Source organism: Bacillus sp. FSL K6-0042 (assembly GCF_038006685.1).
GTDB lineage: Bacteria > Bacillota > Bacilli > Bacillales > Bacillaceae_G > Bacillus_A > Bacillus_A pseudomycoides.
In genome coordinates, this window is sequence record NZ_JBBOVS010000001.1 from 3,671,285 (window position 1) to 3,688,792 (window position 17,508).

The window sequence follows — 17,508 nt, forward strand, 5'->3', positions numbered from 1 at the left end:
TTTTCCATTTTGCTTTTATTTTACCTGTAAGGTTGTCACCAGTAACTACAATATAATATGTTCCTGTTTTAGTTGCTGAAAGTTTGATGAGAAGATAAGGAAAAATCGATTTTTCCTCCATATTTCACCTCGTATATTATGTATTTTAAATATATTATATAGTACTTCTTAATATGAATACATCATTACTAGGGAAAGAGGAAGCTGCAAAAAAAATGCAGCTTCCTCTTATTTGTTTATAAATTGTTTATTTTTACCTCCTATTCTAGAAGCAAGGAGGCGATTAAGATGAAAAAAGCGGTGCTAGAAGTAAAAAATGTAACGAAACGGGTGAAAGGGAGAAGTTTATTAAATCATCTATCTTTTTCTGTTTATAAAAATGAGATTTGTGGCTTTGTTGGCCCAAATGGTTCAGGGAAAACGACATTGATTCGGACAATTATGGGTTTGATTAAACCAAATGAAGGAGAGGTCCTAATTAACGGTGTTAGTGTACAAAAAAATCGTGAAGAAGCACTTCAGTATGTTGGCGCGATTGTAGAATCTCCAATTTTCTTTCCTTATATGTCTGGGCGGAAAAATTTACGAAACTTGGGTAGAATCACAATGAACTCTGGGGGAGAAAACTTAGAGCGAAAAGTTGAACAAGTGTTAAAAATTGTTGGGTTAGAAAATCGTGCCGATGATAAGGTAGGCACTTATTCATTAGGAATGAAACAACGATTAGGAATTGCACAGGCACTTCTTGGGGATCCAGATTTTATTATTTTGGATGAACCTTCCAACGGATTAGATCCAGTTGGGATTAAACAACTTCGAAAGATTGTGCTCGATTTACAGCGTGATAAAGGAATTACCTTTTTTATTTCAAGCCATCTCATTCGTGAACTTGAGCTTATGTGCGATTCATGGGTGATGATTCGAGAAGGAGCGCTCATTTGGCGGGGGACGACGGAAGAACTAAAAGGGAATAGTAAGGATCTAGAAGATATCTTTGTGGAGATGATGAGCTCATGATGAGGCTAGTGCGCTCTGAATGGGAGCGACTTTGGGCGAAGAAGGTGACGTGGCTTTGTTTTGCGGGAATACCGGTGATGTTATTTGCTTCAGCAAAGTATTATATCGGACATAATCAAGCTATTGCAAAAACAGCTGTAGATTATACGTATTCCAATACATTTCCCGTTATGGGTTTAGCAGAAATGCTAATTAGTGCATTTAATCTTATTTTGCTTGTTACAATGGCTCTTATGATTTCTCATGAATATCATAGCGGGCAAATGAGAATGGTATTGCAGCGTGCCTATACGTATCGGCAAATTTTACTTGGGAAAATGATTACTATGTTTCTTATGATGGCTTTGTTTTTTCTTGTGTATTTCACTTGTAGCTATGTAATTGGTTATTTATGTTTTAATTTTAATCCAAACATTTTTCTTTTTTATTATGAACAGCCAACTAGTAGCGGGATGGAAGTTTTTCTTTATACACTGAAATATTACGGTGTGGCCTATGTAATGATGGTTTGTGTAATTAGTATCTTTATGATGCTTACAGTACTTAGTAAATCTACAACGAGTGCAATTGCATTTGGTATCGGTTTTATTATTCTTTCTTTAGGGGTTCCAGAAATTATGCAGCATTTTGTGCCGACTAGGCAGGTAGTATTTGTACGTTATTCATCAATTGTAAATTTACAGTATGAGGGAATTGCATTATCGCTTATAGGAAAAGGAAATTTTATTTATCTTTGTTTAGGAGTATTAAGCGTTTATATCGCTATTTCTAATTTTATTACGTTTTACGTCGTAGGGAAGAAAGATCATTTTGTGTGAGGTGATTGGAATGAAGCAGTTAATGATAAGTGAATTTGAAAGGTTTTTTTCTCGGAAAAAGACAGTGGTAATATGTGGTGTTTTTTTTGTTTTGTTACTTATAGATTGTCTCTCTATACAACATTGGGGAGTCGCAATTTACAATCCAGATGGTGCCTCGGCACCAATAAGTCAATTGAATTTTCAAGTTGCTTTAGGGAAAGAACTATATATCATTTTATCATTATTAATCTTTCCCATTTTATTTATTGATAGTTTTAATGGAGAGCGGTCATCTGGTTCCTATCGTCTCGTTTGTATAAGACCCATTAAGAGAGGGAAATTGTTAGTGGCTAAATGGCTTACTCAAATTGTTGTTGTATTTTTACTTTTATTTCTTATGTTTGTCGTAAGTTATATATACGGTAAATTATTTGTTTCGTCAGCCGAGTATACAACATTTTTACATCAAGATATCAAATATAATGCAGCAGAAGCTCTTTTATATACATTAAAATTCTACGGGATTTTAGTATTCATTACCGCTACGAGTTTAATGCTAGCGAGTTTCGTAAGTTTATGGATGCCAAATGTAGTACTTTCTTTCTTTATGACAATTGGAATCATGTTTGGGACGCTCTATATTCATGACAGTTTTTCTTATTTTATAGCGGCGGGTCAAGAAGTAATTCGTATTTTAAGTGATAGAGATTCCATATTCTACCTTGTGAATGGTACAATTTTAGTAGTTTGTATGCTTTTAAGTTTTATAACGTGGCGGACAAAAGATTTGTATGAGTAAAGGGGAGAATGACCATGGCAGGTACAATTTTAGTTGTTGATGATGAAGAAGATATTTTAACGTTTATTGCAGATAGTCTTGCTATGGAAGGGTATCACGTGCGAACAGCTTTAGAGGGGAAGGAAGCATTAAGCCAACTAGATGATGAGGTAAGTTTAGTTTTGCTCGATGTCATGCTCCCTGATATGAATGGATTTGAAGTGTGCATGAAGATTCGAGAGCAGCAAACTTGCCCGATTCTATTTGTAAGTGCTGATAGCAGAGAGCAATCCCGTATTGAGGGATTGATGATTGGTGGGGATGATTATATTAGTAAGCCATTTAGTTTAAAGGAACTAAAAGCGCGAATCATTGCTAATTTACGCCGTGCTACAGATTTACAAGAGCCGTCTGAGAAACATGCTCTTCGTTATGGAAACATCTTAATTGATTTGCAGAGTTATGAAGTCTCAGTAGAAAATCAAACGATTCATTTTACAAAGAAGGAATTCGAGGTCGTAAAGATGCTGGCACTTCATTCTGGACAAGTGTTAACGAAGGAGCAGCTCTTTGAGAAAATTTGGGGTTACGATAATGAAAGTGATGTGTCTACTGTTGTTGAGCATATGAAGAAGATACGGACGAAACTTAGTATGTATGACCGGGAGCGTACGTATATTCAGACGGTGTGGGGAATTGGGTATAAGTGGAGTGTAAAGTTATGCTAGAAAAGCTCTCAATAAAAAAACAGTTAATTGTTGGATTCATTACTATAATAGCGGGTAGCATCCTTTTATCCATCGCAACGCTTGGGGCATTTGTATATTGGTGGCAGAAGAGTGGAGAGCAATTGATGCACCCGGCTAATTACTACGAAAAAAAGATCCCAATGATTCAAGAGTATGCAGGCAAAAAAGGAGAGCGTTTATTAGATAAAGAAGAGCAACAAGAATTGGAGAAGTTAATTCCAAGAGAAGGGATTACATATCAAGTAATTGACGTAAAAGGAAATAAGCAGTATGGAACATATACAAGACGGGTAATAAGTCAAAATAATCCACTAGCTAATAATCTAAATATAAGTTTACATGTAGAAGGCATAGATAAAAATACGACTTATTATACGCCACTTCTGAATGCTGATGGAGAGTTGAAAGGTGCATTAGGGCTTAACTATACGTTAGATGTTTCTTATGCGAATGGTTGGATTGCCTTATTTGTTATATTTGTACTTGGGTCTCCTTTTGTATATGTTAGTTTGTTATCTTATATTGTTTCTCATCGAATTGGAAAAAGATTATCCAGACCAATGAAAGAGCTAGTAGACGCTTCAAAAAGAATTGAAGCGCGTGATCTAGATTTCCGCTTGGAATATAGAGCGAAAAACGAGATAGGTGAGTTAGTTATGTCGTTTGAAAATATGCGTGCAGCATTAGCCGATAGCCTATCTCGCCAATGGGAACTAGAAGAAGAACGGAGAGAATATGTAAGAGCAATTTCTCATGATTTGAAAACACCATTAACAATTGTACAAGGGCACACAGAAGGACTGCAGAGTGGCCTATGGAAAAATGAAGAATTACTGGAGCGCTATTTACATACGATTGAGTGGAATACAAATCGGATGGCGAAGCTTCTTGGGGAGTTCAATACAGTAAATCAGCTAGAGAGTTTTTCATTTCAATTGTTATTAAATGAAGTAAACTTACAGAGTTTTTTCAGCAAGAAGATTGAAGAATATGAGTATATTGCTAAGAAGAAAGAAATAGAATGGGACGTTATGTTTGAGAATGATGATGCTATATATTCACTTGTGTTTGATCAAGAGAGAATCAGTCAAGTGATGGATAATATCGTGATGAATGGTGTGCGTTTTACGCCAGAGGAAGGCAAGATACTAGTAAAAGTAAGTGTGCAGCATGACGGATTCCAGTTTCATGTGTACGATTCAGGAACTGGTTTTCAACCTGGAGACGTACAAAAAGTATTCCGGCGCTTTTATCAGGAGGACAAATCACGATCAAGTAGTAAAGAACATTCTGGGCTGGGATTATATATTGCGAAGTCGATTGTAGAGAAGCATGGCGGAAATATATTTGCGGAAAATAGTTCAGTATGTGGGGGAGCACATGTATGGTTTCGGATTCCGAGTGCTTGAGATATTTCGAAGCGCCGATATATTGAAAAAAGAGGATAGAAGATTAATCTTCTATCCTCTTTTCTATTAAGAGTTGCTCTCGACTCCGCGTCCAGTCTCTTCTTCTGGATCTTGTAATAGGTTAAATACATCTGCTAAGCAAAATGCGATAAACCAAGTCCAAAGACCGTGGAAGAAAGCTGAGCTTAATTGTAATGGTAATGTGTAATTCGTCATTGAGAAGGAAATACATCCTCCAACGATTCCGATCATTGTTAATAACATTGTTTTTTGAGCATTTTCTTCTGGATTAAAGAGGAAGAAAATGTATCCGCCTAATATTGAAGCGCTTACAAGTGATTTGATTCCATTAAAAATGATATGTTCTCCAAGCTGAATGTTTGTCCAGAAGCAAATCATGCCACCGATAAGAGCAAACAGGACAGCTACCATGTACCGTATACGTTGATTCATATGTTCATCTCCTTATGTAATAAGAGGATTTGGAAGTCAAAAAGGTAGGTATAGTAATAGAAGTGAATTTTAGTTGTACGCATCTTTTTTAGAGTAATGAAGAATGACTAAGATAATCGGCCTTTTTCAACCGTTTCTTGTGTGATGTGAAAATGATTCGTTATTACGTAAACTTGCCTGAGATATACCCGACTTCTCGTTTCTTTTTGCTTATAAAGTAAGAGAAACTCCCAAGGCTATACATTCTTTTTTGTGAGTCTTATTGTATTATAACATATTTAGCTTAATAATAATAGAATTATCTGATTTTGTAATAAGTGTAAAATAATTTTAAAAAATATATTACATGGATTAATATTCCATTTTATTGTACAATTAATTTAATTGAATTTTTAGTTAATTTAAAAGGAGGACATTAGATGGGGTCACAAAAGCAGCATATCATAGTTACACCTACGAAAAGTATAGGGGTTTCTTTAGTATTAACGTTTTTGTTCGGTTCTTTTGGAATGTTGTATTCAACAATTATTGGTGCAATTATTATGATTATTATTGAGTTAATTGTTGGTATTGTAACATTTGGTATAGGGCTTTTTGTTACCCATTTTATTTGTATGGTTTGGGGAGCAATTGCTGCTCATAATTACAATCAAAGACTATTGAATGGAACGAATACTTATACATCGTAATTTAGCTGGCATAAGTAATTTATCCCGCATTAACGGACAGTAACACTCCCACCTCAGAATTCAGCGAAAGCAAAGAAGTTAGGTGGGAGTGTTACTGTCCGTAAAAGCCCGATTGGTGAGGGCTAATAATCAGTGGGGGATGAAGAAAACCCCCACTGATTAAAGTTTCACTTTATATGAACTAACATTCCTGTCATTGGTAATTAGATAAATAAAGACGCAAGGAATTGTAATTCCTTGCGTCTTCTTATATTCGTTTGAAACGTCCAACGATTTCAACGGTTTCTGTAATATTCATAAACGCATGATTGTCTACATGACGAATGATACGCTTGATTTCTCCTAATTCGTAACGAGTTACGACAGTGTAAATCATTTTTTTCTTATGGTTGGTATAGCCGCCGACAGCGTCTATCATCGTTACACCACGTATGCCGTGATGCAGTAGTGCGCTTTTCATTTCCTCGCCTTTTTCTGTAATTGTCATTATCGTTAATTTAATGTGTTTTGTATGCACAGCATCGATTACCTTACTAACAACAAAACGGCTAATTAACGTGTACAGTGTAATATCCCATCCGAAAATAAAGCCAGCGACAACAAGTAAGAGTAAGTTGAAGCCAAAAATAATAGCACCAATCGAAATGTCTTTATATTTCGCTACAATCAATCCAACAACATCAAAACCACCTGTTGAAGAAGCAAATCGGAATATAATCCCTGAGGCTGCACCACAGATGACTCCACCAAATACAGAAGAAAGTAAAATGTCCTCTGAAACTTGATGTACGGGAATAATGTTCATGGCTACAGATGATACTGCCACGAAGTAAGCTGTTAAGAAAGTAGTTTTCTTTCCTAAGTAAAAATGACTTAGAACAAGTAGTGGGATGTTTAATAAAAAGATAAGTGCACCGATATTATAGTGCATTAAATAACCGATAATCATCCCTACACCAGCGAAACCACCGCTAATCATATTATGCGGGATAAAAAACATATTCATTGAAATAGCATACAAAGTGGAAGCTATAAAAATAACAATCAACTGTATCATAAATTCCAAATGAAATGTTCTAGCTGCTGGGAAGGATAAAAAGGCGGTGTCGGGAACGTAATCGGCGTCTCCTAATTGACCCATAGTATGTTTCATCTCCATATTCATTTTTGATTACAAGAAGAGAATAATGCTTTTTTCAAAAACTGGCAACCGTTTTATTATAATACAAAAATTTTATAAATTTCTAAAAAATTAAACCTATTCAGTTATATGTGTGAATATACTAAAGAAAGCGAATACAATGGTTTTCTGTATCATTTTTGTGAGAAAATATGCAAAACATTTATTTGAAAATAAAAGGAAATAGAGAACGTTTGGAGAATGTGCTAAAATGAGCTTATTAAGGATGTGAAGCGATGGAATTTTTATTGCAAGATGCAATTCTATATATAACTTTTGTAACGACAGCATTCTGTTTATTAGAAGTCTATTTTCTCGCTAATGTTTCTCGCTTTGTACGCCAACAAGCATCAAGCGGTAGACAAAAAGCTTTCGCAATAGTTGATACATGTGAAGCGCGTATAGGGAATATCCTGCTTTTCTCTATCTTCTATAAATATGGAATGGTTCGTTCGGTTCGCAGACAAGAATCGAGTGGAGAGAGTGACGAGGTCGGTCCGTATACACCAATGTTTCGCTAACTAATTACGAAACATTGGAGGAATAAGCATGTTAAAATCATACCGAGCTGTGCTCGTTAGTTTATCATTATTATTTGTTTTTGTTTTATCTGGTTGTAGCAGTACGGCACCAATTGATGCACATAGTACGGGGGTTTGGGATCACTATTTTGTTTATCCAATCTCGCTTATGCTTCAATTTGTTGCTCATCATGTACCTGGCGGAAGCTTCGGTATTGCAATTATTATCATTACGCTTGTGATTCGCTCAGCGATGATTCCATTAGCTGTTGCGCAATATCGTAGTCAAATGAAAATGAAAAAAATGCAGCCACAGATACAGAAGTTGAAAGAAAAGCATGGTAATGTAAGCAAAGATATTGAAAAGCAAAAACAATATCAAAAAGAAATGTCAGAACTAATGAAAACAGGCGGTTGGAATCCACTTGCTGGGTGCTGGCCAATCTTTATACAAATGCCGATTTTCTCAGCATTGTATTATGCGATTAGTCGTACTGAAGAGATTCGTACATCTTCATTTTTATGGGTAAACTTAGGACATGCAGATCCGTATCATATTTTACCGATTATTGCAGCGCTAACCACGTTTATTCAAATGAAAATTATGCAGTCGAATGCACAGGCTGGGGAGCAGGTTCCAATGCTCAAAATGCAGCAATTTATGATGCCGGCGATGATTTTATTTATGGGATTTGCCGCACCATCAGGACTTGTCGTGTATTGGATTACAGGTAACATATTTACAATGCTACAAATGATTGTGCTTAGAAAAGTGATGGAACGCGAAGAAGGACAATTACAAAATGCATAGAAGAAAGCCGCTCAATTGAGCGGCTTTTATTGATTTGTTGAAGTTTGTCCCGCATTAACGGGCAGTAAGATCCCCACCTCAAGATTCAGAGAGAAACGAGGAAGATAGGTGAGGGATCAACTGTCCGTAAAAGCCCGATTGGTGAGGGCTGATAATCAGTGGGGATGAAGAAAACCCCCACTGATTAAAGTTTCACTTTATCTAATGGTTAAGGAAAAATTAAGAAAACCAATTTACTATGTGAATTGTATACGAAGGTGTACAAGTTTTAGAACGTTATTTGATATGAAATGAAGGAGGAATTTTCATATGAAGAAGAAAACAATTGGGTATGTAGTAGCTGCAGGAGCTTTATCACTAGGAATTATGGGAGGGGCAGGTATCCCTGCTTTTGCTGCAACTAGCACAGACAATTCTACACAAGCCACAGAACAAACTAAGAAAGGGACTTCGTATCAAAACTTGGATGAAGCAACGAAACAAAAAGTGCAAACGATCATGCAGGAATCGAAAAAGCAATTAGCAGAACTAGGTGTGAAACTTCCTGAAAAAGGGAAACGAGGAGAAATGTTTGCTAACCTGGATGATCAGGCAAAAGAAAAGGTAAAAGCAATCATGGAGCAGAAAAAGTCTGGTACATTAACACATGAACAAGTAAAAGAGAAATTGGCTGAGCTAGGTGTGAAGCTTCCTAAAAAAGGGAAACGAGAAGAGATGTTTGCTAACTTGGATGATCAGGCGAAAGAAAAAGCGAAAGCGATTATGGAGAAAGAAAAAGCAGGAACATTAACTCATGAACAAGCAAAAGAGCAATTAGCAGAATTAGGTGTAAATCTTCCTGAAAAGGGTAAGCGAGGAGAAATGTTTGCTAACCTTGATCAGGCGACGAAAGAAAAAGCGAAAGCGATTATGAAGCAGAAAAAAGCAGGAACATTAACTCATGAACAAGCAAAAGAGAAATTGGCAGAACTAGGTGTGAAGCTTCCTGAAAAAGGGAAACGAGAAGAAATGTTTGCAAACCTTGATGGTGCGACAAAGGAAAAAGCGAAAGCTATTATGAAAAAGGCAAAAGAGCAATTAGCAGAGCTTAACGTTAAATTTCCAATCAAGGATTAATGGGAGCAAGCGAATAATTGATTAAAATACAGAAGATACGAAGACTTTTAATAGAACGGTCTTTCGGATGGTGAAATGAAAGAGACTGTGTATAGGATTTATTTGAGGCCAAACTTCTCCCACTGGAGAAGTTTGGCCTTTTTCATTATGTAAATGATTTCTATACCAGAAAGAATTTATTCCGCATTGGGCAGTAGGGCACCATACGAGGAATATAGATGGGGATTATTATATTAGGATTAAAAAAGTTTTAAAATAATTATGGGATGAGCGTTTATGAAGCTTGTAGAAAATTTTAAGAAGAAAAATTGTTCATATGATAAAAAACATTCTTGATTTTTTTGAAAAATTCAATATAATGAACATTAACTACAAAATTCGACATCAAGAAGTGATGATGAGGACACGATCGATTTTTTACGATTCTCAGAGAGGGAAGTCTTTGGCTGTGAGCTTCCTAATACGGAAAAATAGATTACCACCTCTGAACTGCAGCAGTGAACGAACAATTAGTAATTGCTTGCCGGCAAACACCGTTATCTAGACTTGAGAAATTGGTGAAGTATGTTATTTTACTGATGAAACAAGGGTGGAACCACGAATACAACACTCGTCCCTTTTTTAGGGAGGAGTGTTTTTTTATTTTATTTTTGCATCACACTAGAATTGGAAGGAGGATACGCAGCATGCATCATGATGAGAAAAACAAAATTGGTTTAACTGTAGCACTATCTATCGTTGTAGGGACTATTATTGGGTCTGGTGTATTTATGAAGCCAGGAAGCGTATTAGATTACTCAGGGAGTTCGAATATGGCAATTCTCGCTTGGGTAGTAGGTGGCTTGTTAACGTTAGCTAGTGGTTTAACTGTAGCTGAAATTGGAGCGCAAATTCCGAAAAATGGTGGATTGTACACGTATTTAGAGGAGATTTATGGGAGCTTTTGGGGGTATTTATCCGGCTGGATGCAAACAATTGTATACGGCCCAGCTATTATTGGAACATTAGGTTTGTATTTTAGCTCTTTAATGATTAACTTTTTCTATTTAGATAAATTATGGAATTTACCAATTGCAATTGGAACAGTTGTGTTCCTTGGTGTTGTTAATAGTATGGGAACGAAGTATGGGGGGATTGTCCAAACAATTACGACATTCGGAAAGATGATTCCAATTATATTAATTGTTGTGTTAGGTTTTTGGAAAGGGAATAGCGATATCTTTAATGTAGTTGTACCATTATCAGAAAACCAAAGTATTGGAATGGCAATTTTAGCAACGTTATTTGCTTACGATGGCTGGATTTTACTTGCTTCTATCGGCGGTGAAATGAAGAATCCAACAAAGTTGTTACCAAAGGCGATGACAGTGGGGATTTTAATTGTAACAGCTGCTTACGTATTAATTAACTTAGCTCTACTGAAAGTATTACCAGCGGCGAAAATCGTAGATCTTGGTGAAAACGCGACAGCGACAGCAGCAAGTATGTTGCTTGGAGAATATGGTGGGAAAATCATTAGTATCGGTATTATCATTTCTATTTTTGGATGCTTAAACGGAAAGATTTTAACATTCCCGCGTATTCCAATGTCGATGGCAGAACGTGGGCAACTTCCATTTTCTAAGTTTATTGCCAAGGCGCATGAGAAATTTAAAACGCCAGCAAATGCAATCACATTTGAAATTATATTAGGGATTATTTTAATGATTATTAGCGATCCAAATAAGCTATCTGAGATTTCCGTATTTATTATTTACATTTTCTATGTGATGACATTTATTGGTGTCTTCATTTTACGGAAACGTAATAGCGGGAAAGAGCGTGCATACAGTGTACCACTGTTTCCAATCGTACCAATCATTGCAATTTTAGGATCACTATTTGTAATTGGAAGTGCGATTATTAATGATTGGAAAAGCTGTTTCTTATCAATCGGAATGGTATTTACAGGACTACCAGTGTACTGGTATTTAAATAAGAAAAAAGAAACACAGTCTTAAAGAATAGGGATAGTGAAAAGAGTGGGCATATGATATGTCTGCTTTTTTTGCTTGTGGAAAATTTCCAGGTGTATGCGGGAGAATTTATACTTGATTGCAAGTGTTATTTTGGTTACTATAGTTGTAGTAACCAAAAGCGGACGAGGGAAAGTGTGGGGAAAACTTGAATTTTCGTGTATATATTTTAGCGATTGCGGCATTCGTAGTCGGGACGGTTGAACTAATTATCGGAGGAACGCTCGATTTAGTGGCCAATGATTTAGGTGTATCTATCAGTGCAGCGGGTCAACTTATTACAATATTCTCAGTTGTATTTGCTCTTTCAGGGCCAATTTTATTAGCGGTAACAGGAAAAGTTGAGCGTAAAACATTATATATTGAGGCATTATCTATTTTCTTAATTGGTAATATCATTTCAGCATTTAGTTTGAATTACGGGATGCTCATGTTCTCAAGGGTCATTTGTGCAGCAAGTGGCTCGCTTATTATTGCATTGTCGGTAACGTTAGCTTCTAGTGTGGTAGAGCCGCATTTTCGTGCGCGTGCAATCGGAATTATTTTTATGGGGATTAGTGGCTCGCTTGTACTAGGTGTACCACTTGGGCTTGTGCTTGGGAATGCATACGGATGGCGTGCACCGTTTGTTTTAATTTCGGTATTAACAGTTATAGCAATTGCTAGTATTTCTTTATTTTTAACAAAAGTTCCACCAGTAGCTGTATTGTCTGTCAGAGAACAAATTGCTACTTTGAAAAATAAAAAGATTGTGAGTGCGCAGTTAACATCATTCTTATTTTTAACAGGACATTTAACACTATACGCATATTTAACACCGTTTTTAAAAGATGTGATGCATGTTGAAGCAAACTGGATTAGCGTATTTTACTTTATTTTCGGAATCGCAGCAGTAATCGGCGGCGGATTTGGTGGTTGGCTTGCAGATAAGTGGGGATCGAAGAAAAGTATTATCTCCATTATTATCGTCTTTGCATGTGCCATCTTTATCTTACCGATGATGACATTCTCATTCCCGTTATTTATTATCATGATGGGACTTTGGAGTATGTTAAGCTGGGCAATTTCACCAGCGCAGCAAAATTATTTAATTGAAATTGCACCGGAATCAGCTGGTATTCAGCAAAGCTTAAATAATTCAGCACTTCATTTAGGTATTGCACTTGGTTCAACGGTAGGCGGAGTTGTTATTGAACAATCGTCGGTTATATATAATGCATGGATAGGCGGGGGCTTTGTGATTTTAGCACTGCTTTGTGCGACTTTCTCGATTACGAGAGGACAATCTACTCATGTGGCAAAGAAGGAATCTATCGTTTGATAGATTCTTTTTTGTTTGAAGTGAATTGAAGGATTTACCATTTTGATATAGAAGGGTACAGGGAGAGGAGTGATGGTATATGGATTTCGAATCGGCGATTGGCTTTTTTGCGATGGTGTTACCAGTTTTTCTGATTGCTTTTGTACTACGATGGATTCGCTTCCTCTACCATAATTCTGAGAAACAGGTTCAGCAAAATGAGAAGATTATTGAGTTATTAACTGAAATAAAAAAGCAAAATTAAAAATAGCAAAGAGAGCGCCTTTGCTATTTTTAATATCGTAACTTCATTAAAATGCTGCGTATTTCCTCATCATTCATAAAGAGATCGTGATGTTTCTGTGTAATTTTAGCAAGTGCAACATCATGATAGAAGAACTCCGTAAAGAATTTTACGAATGGCGGAGACATTGTTTTCATCGCTTGCCACGATTCTTGCTCTACCCCAGCAAATAAAATTTCACGATCATCAATAATAAGAAGTAAGTAACGTTCTAATGCGTTAGGTTCTTCAGTTGGAATGAGAAAATGAACATTTGACAGTTCTGTTTTCACATCTCCAACTACAAGTGCTTCAATATCAATGCCTTGTTTTGCTTTTTTCTCAAGTAAGGGAAGATATTCTAAAAAGGTATCATTCCAAGCGGAAATACGGATAGATTGTTTCGCTTCTTCTACTAACTGCTTACTTTGTACTTGAATAGAAGACTGTATTTTTAAGCTCCAAACACGGTCATCTGTAAAGGATCGTTTTGAAATATTTGTTTGAAGTTCTTTAATATTCGATTGAAATTCTGTCGTTAATTTTTGAATGGCAAGATCCAGTGGCAGGGCGGTATATAGCTTTTTCTTTTCTGAGACGGAATCCATAACCATTCCTTTATCGATGAGGCGTGCTAATACTTCATATATTTTTGCTTTTGGAACACCCGAATGTTTTACAATCGTTGTTGCATCTAGTGGTTCATCGCTTGAGACTACGACTTCATATGCCTGGCTTTCGTATTGTGAGAAACCGAATTTTTGTAACATAGTACCTCCCGGACAAGTTAGATTCTATACTAAGAATAAAGAAGTATGTACATTTATACAAGTGCCTCATGTTTAAAGAGGTAAATAGAAAGAATAGAGCCAGCATCGACCCTATTCTTTTTTGTATGTTTAATTATGAACCGCCTTGAACATAAGTGCGCCATTGTTTTCAGTAACAGTTAATGTACCATTAATTGCTCGAGTTGAGAATTGCTTTGTTTGAAAATAATCTTTCGAACCGAGTTGTTCTAGAATAGTGTTCATGTCTTGCTCACTTAGAACTGAGTCAATAGAACGAATGACAGTCTTTATTGTGGAATAAAAGGCGTCAATTTGTTCTTTAGATGTACCGGATCCAGCGATAGCAACAGCAGCGATACCGCCAGTTGCTTTATAAATGGAAACGCCTAATCCAAATTTAGTATTAAAGATTCCGTTATATGTTGCGATTTGTGCTGTTTCAGTAAAGAGTTTAATGCTGCTTACGTTAATGCCATTTGAGTTTCCAACTGAGTTAATTGAATTTACCAGTTTTTGCATGACTTGAGCCGTATCTACTGAAGCTGGTGGAGGAGTTGGATTAGGTGTTGGAGGCGGAGTTGGATTAGGTGTTGGAGGCGGAGTTGGAGTTGGAGTCGGAGTCGGTGCTGGATCGGGTTTCGGCTTTGGATCAGGCTTTTCTACTGGTTTTGGATCCTTCTGCCATAAGTCACAAGCTGTTGTTCCAAATAAGAGGGGAATGGCTAATAAAGTGAGAAGTAACTTTTTCAATTGTCCACTTCCTTTCAAAAGGATAACACCAATATATGCACAACCAGTAGAAAAGGATTACAGAGGATAAGTATATTATGAAAAATAAATTAAAAGTATAGTTATGGTTAGTAAAGTAGGGGAGAGTTTTGTACAATAGAAATGAAACAAACATAGGAGGGAACTACCATGGCAATTGTTGATGTATCGATTATTCCAGTTGGAACAGGTAATCCAAGCGTAAGTGAATATGTAGCAGAAGTACAAAAAGTGTTAGAGAAAAACGCGGATCGCGTGAAGTACCAATTAACACCGATGAATACAGTAATTGAAGGAGATCTCCCTGTATTACTTGAAGTAATTCAACAAATGCATGAAGTGCCATATACAAAAGGTGCAAAGCGTGTAGCGACAACAATTCGTATTGATGATCGCCGAGATAAAGAAAGCACAATGGAGAAAAAATTAAATTCTGTTCGTTCGAAATTATAGGAGAAAGCAGCGATTTTCGCTGCTTTTTTGTATGGGTAAATTAGGTAAGATAAGTGTATCCATGGTACACTTTTTTATTATTGTGGTACCTAGGGAAGGAGGAAAGGGAAATGAGTGACAAATTTAATGAGCAGTTTGATGGCTTACTTGAAAAGTATACAGAATTGTTACTAGGGGAAGGCAGTGAAGAGAGAAAAGAACAAGTGCAAAAGTGGGCACTGTACTCTTACATTGCTAAAACAATGCCAGCTTTAGTCAAGCATTGGAATGAGACATATCCAGAGGCAAAAGAAGAGATGGTAAAGTTAATCTCTGATATTAAAAGGTTAAATGAGGAACATCGTAATCAGAAATAAGAATGAGAAACCATTTTGTGATTTTTTACAAAAAAAGCTTGGGGATCAATAGACCTCAAGCTTTTAATTCATATAGAGGAATTGTTTGATGGTTTCGTAGTTATCTCTAAACACCAATTATTGCATCGCATGACACTCCCTGGCGGATATTCGAAGTCACACTCACTAATAAATAAGAAGTCGAGCTTTTGGCAAATAGCGTTTGAAGCAGGATTATTGATGGCGGGAAAAGCATGAATGAATCTGTACTTTTGTTCCATTTTAGCATGAGCGATAGCTTTTTCGACGGCTTTTGTTGCTATTCCTCTCCCTTGAAATGGTGGTAGGACGCTCCAGCCAATTTCGTATACGTTCTCTTCTTTCCAGTAGCTGTCCCAATATCCTACACTACCAATAATTTCGAGTTGCGGAAGAAGGACGATGCTAAACATATGTCCAGTTCCCAGCTCACTAATCTTAAGGTACCGCTCGTGACGAGCAAGGAGTTGTTCTTCAGTCTCAGGCCCTCCTAAGTATTCTAGCATCTCAGGTACATTCATAAGACGAAGTAAAGTAAGATTAGCATTGTTCCAAGGCTCAATTCGAATTTGTTGTACATTCATTCTTTCTGGCATTTTTCACACTCCAATACGTGTTTTCCATCCGGGTGAAATTTTATATACTATGCAGGGATAGTACCTTTCAATGAAACCGGGATTCTATGTTTTTACACTTTCTATACTTATTTCAACAGAAATCTCCCCTACCTTTTGCACTTGATTTTCTATGGGAGAGAACTAAGTACCTCAGGATTTTATATTTGTATTCATTTTTAGTCGTATTAATATCTTTGTATAACTTATAAAAAGAAGTAAGAGGTATGACGAGTATTGTCGAATTTTTATTTTAGGCTAGTTGTTCACCTGTTTTTCTAGTTTTATTTTAAATGTCGAAAAATTTTTATGGATATTTAAAAGCGAGAATATGGGCTTTTGAATATTTTTATAGTATTTTATAAATTATCTAAATAATTATTTGTATCAAATAATTTTAAAGAATGATATAATTTTGAAGAGGGGAAAAAAACAGACAAAGTACAGTCATAGGGGTGAATTACATGGAACAATTAATGCGAAATTCGTTTCTTTTCTTGTCAAAAAATAAAGCGCTAACAAAACTGGCTAAGAAGTACGGTTTACGCTTTGGTGCAGGGCGCTTTGTCGCAGGGGAGACAATTGATTTAGCTGCTGCAGCTATTAAACAATTAAATCAACAAGGACTTTGTGTGACAATCGATTATTTAGGTGAGTTCGTTGATAATGAAGCAGAAGCAAATGAAATGGCAAGCCAATCGATTGAAGCAATCCGTGCAATTGGACGCGAAAAACTTGATTCACAGCTTTCTTTAAAAATGACTTCTATGGGGTTAGACATCTCAGATGAAATCGTAATGAATAATATGCGCCGCATTTTAGAGGCTGCAAAAGAAAACGGTGTGTTTGTTACGATTGATATGGAAGACTATACACGCTGTGGAAAAACAATTGAGATCTTTAAGCAATTAAAATCTGAATACGATAATATCGGTACTGTTATTCAAGCTTACCTATATCGTACAGAAAAAGACATCGAAGATTTAAATGCATATAGTCCTAATTTACGTCTTGTAAAAGGGGCTTATAAAGAACCAGAAGAAGTGGCGTTCCCGGACAAAAAAGATGTAGATGAAAATTATAAAAAAATTATTAAAATGCACTTATTAAATGGAAATTATACTGCTATTGCTTCACACGATGAGGCAATTATTGAATATACGAAGAAACTTGCCGAAGAATATAATATTTCACGTGATCAATTTGAATTCCAAATGTTATATGGTATTCGTACGGAACGTCAACTTGAACTTGTTAAAGAAGGCTACAAAATGCGTGTTTATGTACCATATGGAAATGACTGGTATGGTTATTTCATGCGCCGCTTAGCTGAACGTCCAGCAAACGTTGCGTTCGTTTTAAAAGGAATGGTAAAAAAATAACCAAG

General features: G+C 36.2%; 20 protein-coding genes and 1 other annotated feature. Of the genes, 15 read left to right on the forward strand and 5 right to left on the reverse strand.

The window, feature by feature from the left end; translation table 11 throughout:
- Positions 1-288 precede the first annotated feature (288 nt).
- Genes MHH45_RS18705 through MHH45_RS18725 form a run of 5 tightly spaced genes read left to right on the forward strand, consistent with a single transcriptional unit; the run spans position 289 to position 4,753 of the window.
- Positions 289-1,017 carry an ABC transporter ATP-binding protein gene (locus MHH45_RS18705; RefSeq protein ID WP_016112435.1) on the forward strand — a complete coding sequence of 243 codons (729 nt, stop codon included), beginning with the start codon at positions 289-291 and terminating at the stop codon, positions 1,015-1,017.
- The gene (locus MHH45_RS18710) at positions 1,014-1,835 is read left to right on the forward strand and encodes an ABC transporter permease (RefSeq protein ID WP_016112434.1); all 822 of its coding nucleotides are present in this window, start codon (positions 1,014-1,016) and stop codon (positions 1,833-1,835) included. The genes MHH45_RS18705 and MHH45_RS18710 overlap by 4 nt, the downstream gene beginning before the upstream one ends.
- 10 nt (positions 1,836-1,845) lie before the next feature.
- Entirely contained in the window at positions 1,846-2,616 is a 771-nt protein-coding gene (locus MHH45_RS18715; protein WP_077294554.1) for an ABC transporter permease, read from the forward strand.
- Positions 2,617-2,630: 14 nt separating this feature from the next.
- Complete coding sequence (locus MHH45_RS18720) at positions 2,631-3,323, forward strand: response regulator transcription factor (protein ID WP_016112432.1); 693 nt, start codon at positions 2,631-2,633, stop codon at positions 3,321-3,323.
- Positions 3,317-4,753 carry a sensor histidine kinase gene (locus tag MHH45_RS18725; RefSeq protein ID WP_088094073.1) on the forward strand — a complete coding sequence of 479 codons (1,437 nt, stop codon included), beginning with the start codon at positions 3,317-3,319 and terminating at the stop codon, positions 4,751-4,753. The genes MHH45_RS18720 and MHH45_RS18725 overlap by 7 nt, the downstream gene beginning before the upstream one ends.
- Before the next feature lie 66 nt (positions 4,754-4,819).
- Here MHH45_RS18725 and MHH45_RS18730 read toward each other — a convergent pair whose 3' ends face one another.
- On the reverse strand, positions 4,820-5,206 hold the full coding sequence (locus tag MHH45_RS18730) for a DUF3938 domain-containing protein (RefSeq protein ID WP_088094074.1): 387 nt from the start codon (positions 5,204-5,206) through the stop codon (positions 4,820-4,822).
- Positions 5,207-5,625: 419 nt separating this feature from the next.
- Here MHH45_RS18730 and MHH45_RS18735 point away from each other — a divergent pair, with 419 nt between their 5' ends.
- Complete coding sequence (locus MHH45_RS18735; RefSeq protein WP_016112429.1) at positions 5,626-5,895, forward strand: hypothetical protein; 270 nt, start codon at positions 5,626-5,628, stop codon at positions 5,893-5,895.
- Positions 5,896-6,142: 247 nt separating this feature from the next.
- Here MHH45_RS18735 and MHH45_RS18740 read toward each other — a convergent pair whose 3' ends face one another.
- The gene (locus MHH45_RS18740) at positions 6,143-7,036 is read right to left on the reverse strand and encodes a YitT family protein (protein WP_016112428.1); all 894 of its coding nucleotides are present in this window, start codon (positions 7,034-7,036) and stop codon (positions 6,143-6,145) included.
- A 275-nt stretch (positions 7,037-7,311) separates the two neighbouring features.
- Here MHH45_RS18740 and MHH45_RS18745 point away from each other — a divergent pair, with 275 nt between their 5' ends.
- From MHH45_RS18745 to MHH45_RS18770, 6 genes are all read left to right on the forward strand, one after another.
- Positions 7,312-7,596, forward strand: coding sequence for a hypothetical protein (locus tag MHH45_RS18745; protein WP_016112427.1), 285 nt, complete (start codon positions 7,312-7,314; stop codon positions 7,594-7,596).
- A gap of 28 nt (positions 7,597-7,624) precedes the next feature.
- On the forward strand, positions 7,625-8,407 hold the full coding sequence (locus MHH45_RS18750) for a membrane protein insertase YidC (protein WP_016112426.1): 783 nt from the start codon (positions 7,625-7,627) through the stop codon (positions 8,405-8,407).
- 309 nt (positions 8,408-8,716) lie between these two features.
- Positions 8,717-9,523 carry a hypothetical protein gene (locus MHH45_RS18755; RefSeq protein WP_016112425.1) on the forward strand — a complete coding sequence of 269 codons (807 nt, stop codon included), beginning with the start codon at positions 8,717-8,719 and terminating at the stop codon, positions 9,521-9,523.
- Positions 9,524-9,908: 385 nt separating this feature from the next.
- Positions 9,909-10,144: a binding site (T-box leader), on the forward strand.
- Positions 10,145-10,209: 65 nt separating this feature from the next.
- On the forward strand, positions 10,210-11,523 hold the full coding sequence (locus MHH45_RS18760) for an APC family permease (protein ID WP_016112424.1): 1,314 nt from the start codon (positions 10,210-10,212) through the stop codon (positions 11,521-11,523).
- A gap of 163 nt (positions 11,524-11,686) precedes the next feature.
- Positions 11,687-12,859, forward strand: a complete 1,173-nt coding sequence (locus MHH45_RS18765) for an MFS transporter (RefSeq protein WP_033670897.1) — start codon at positions 11,687-11,689, stop codon at positions 12,857-12,859.
- A gap of 79 nt (positions 12,860-12,938) precedes the next feature.
- Positions 12,939-13,103, forward strand: a complete 165-nt coding sequence (locus MHH45_RS18770; protein ID WP_016112422.1) for a hypothetical protein — start codon at positions 12,939-12,941, stop codon at positions 13,101-13,103.
- A gap of 29 nt (positions 13,104-13,132) precedes the next feature.
- On the opposite strand, the gene MHH45_RS18775 is transcribed toward MHH45_RS18770, so the two are convergent.
- Both MHH45_RS18775 and MHH45_RS18780 read right to left on the reverse strand, forming a co-directional pair.
- Positions 13,133-13,891 carry a TrmB family transcriptional regulator gene (locus tag MHH45_RS18775; protein ID WP_016112421.1) on the reverse strand — a complete coding sequence of 253 codons (759 nt, stop codon included), beginning with the start codon at positions 13,889-13,891 and terminating at the stop codon, positions 13,133-13,135.
- Between the two features lie 129 nt (positions 13,892-14,020).
- Positions 14,021-14,662: an adhesin gene (locus MHH45_RS18780; RefSeq protein WP_088094075.1), complete on the reverse strand. Its 642-nt coding sequence runs from the start codon at positions 14,660-14,662 to the stop codon at positions 14,021-14,023.
- A 168-nt stretch (positions 14,663-14,830) separates the two neighbouring features.
- On the opposite strand from MHH45_RS18780, the gene MHH45_RS18785 reads away from it, so the two are divergent.
- Entirely contained in the window at positions 14,831-15,133 is a 303-nt protein-coding gene (locus tag MHH45_RS18785) for an MTH1187 family thiamine-binding protein (protein ID WP_001018864.1), read from the forward strand.
- 110 nt (positions 15,134-15,243) lie between these two features.
- Positions 15,244-15,489: a YusU family protein gene (locus tag MHH45_RS18790; protein WP_006096491.1), complete on the forward strand. Its 246-nt coding sequence runs from the start codon at positions 15,244-15,246 to the stop codon at positions 15,487-15,489.
- Between the two features lie 68 nt (positions 15,490-15,557).
- Here the strand turns inward: MHH45_RS18790 and MHH45_RS18795 are convergent, their stop codons facing one another.
- A complete protein-coding gene (locus MHH45_RS18795; RefSeq protein WP_016112419.1) occupies positions 15,558-16,103 on the reverse strand; it encodes a GNAT family N-acetyltransferase in 546 nt (181 codons plus the stop codon).
- A gap of 482 nt (positions 16,104-16,585) precedes the next feature.
- Between MHH45_RS18795 and MHH45_RS18800 the strand changes: the two genes are divergently transcribed.
- On the forward strand, positions 16,586-17,503 hold the full coding sequence (locus MHH45_RS18800; protein WP_003201679.1) for a proline dehydrogenase family protein: 918 nt from the start codon (positions 16,586-16,588) through the stop codon (positions 17,501-17,503).
- The last annotated feature ends 5 nt before the right edge of the window (positions 17,504-17,508 follow it).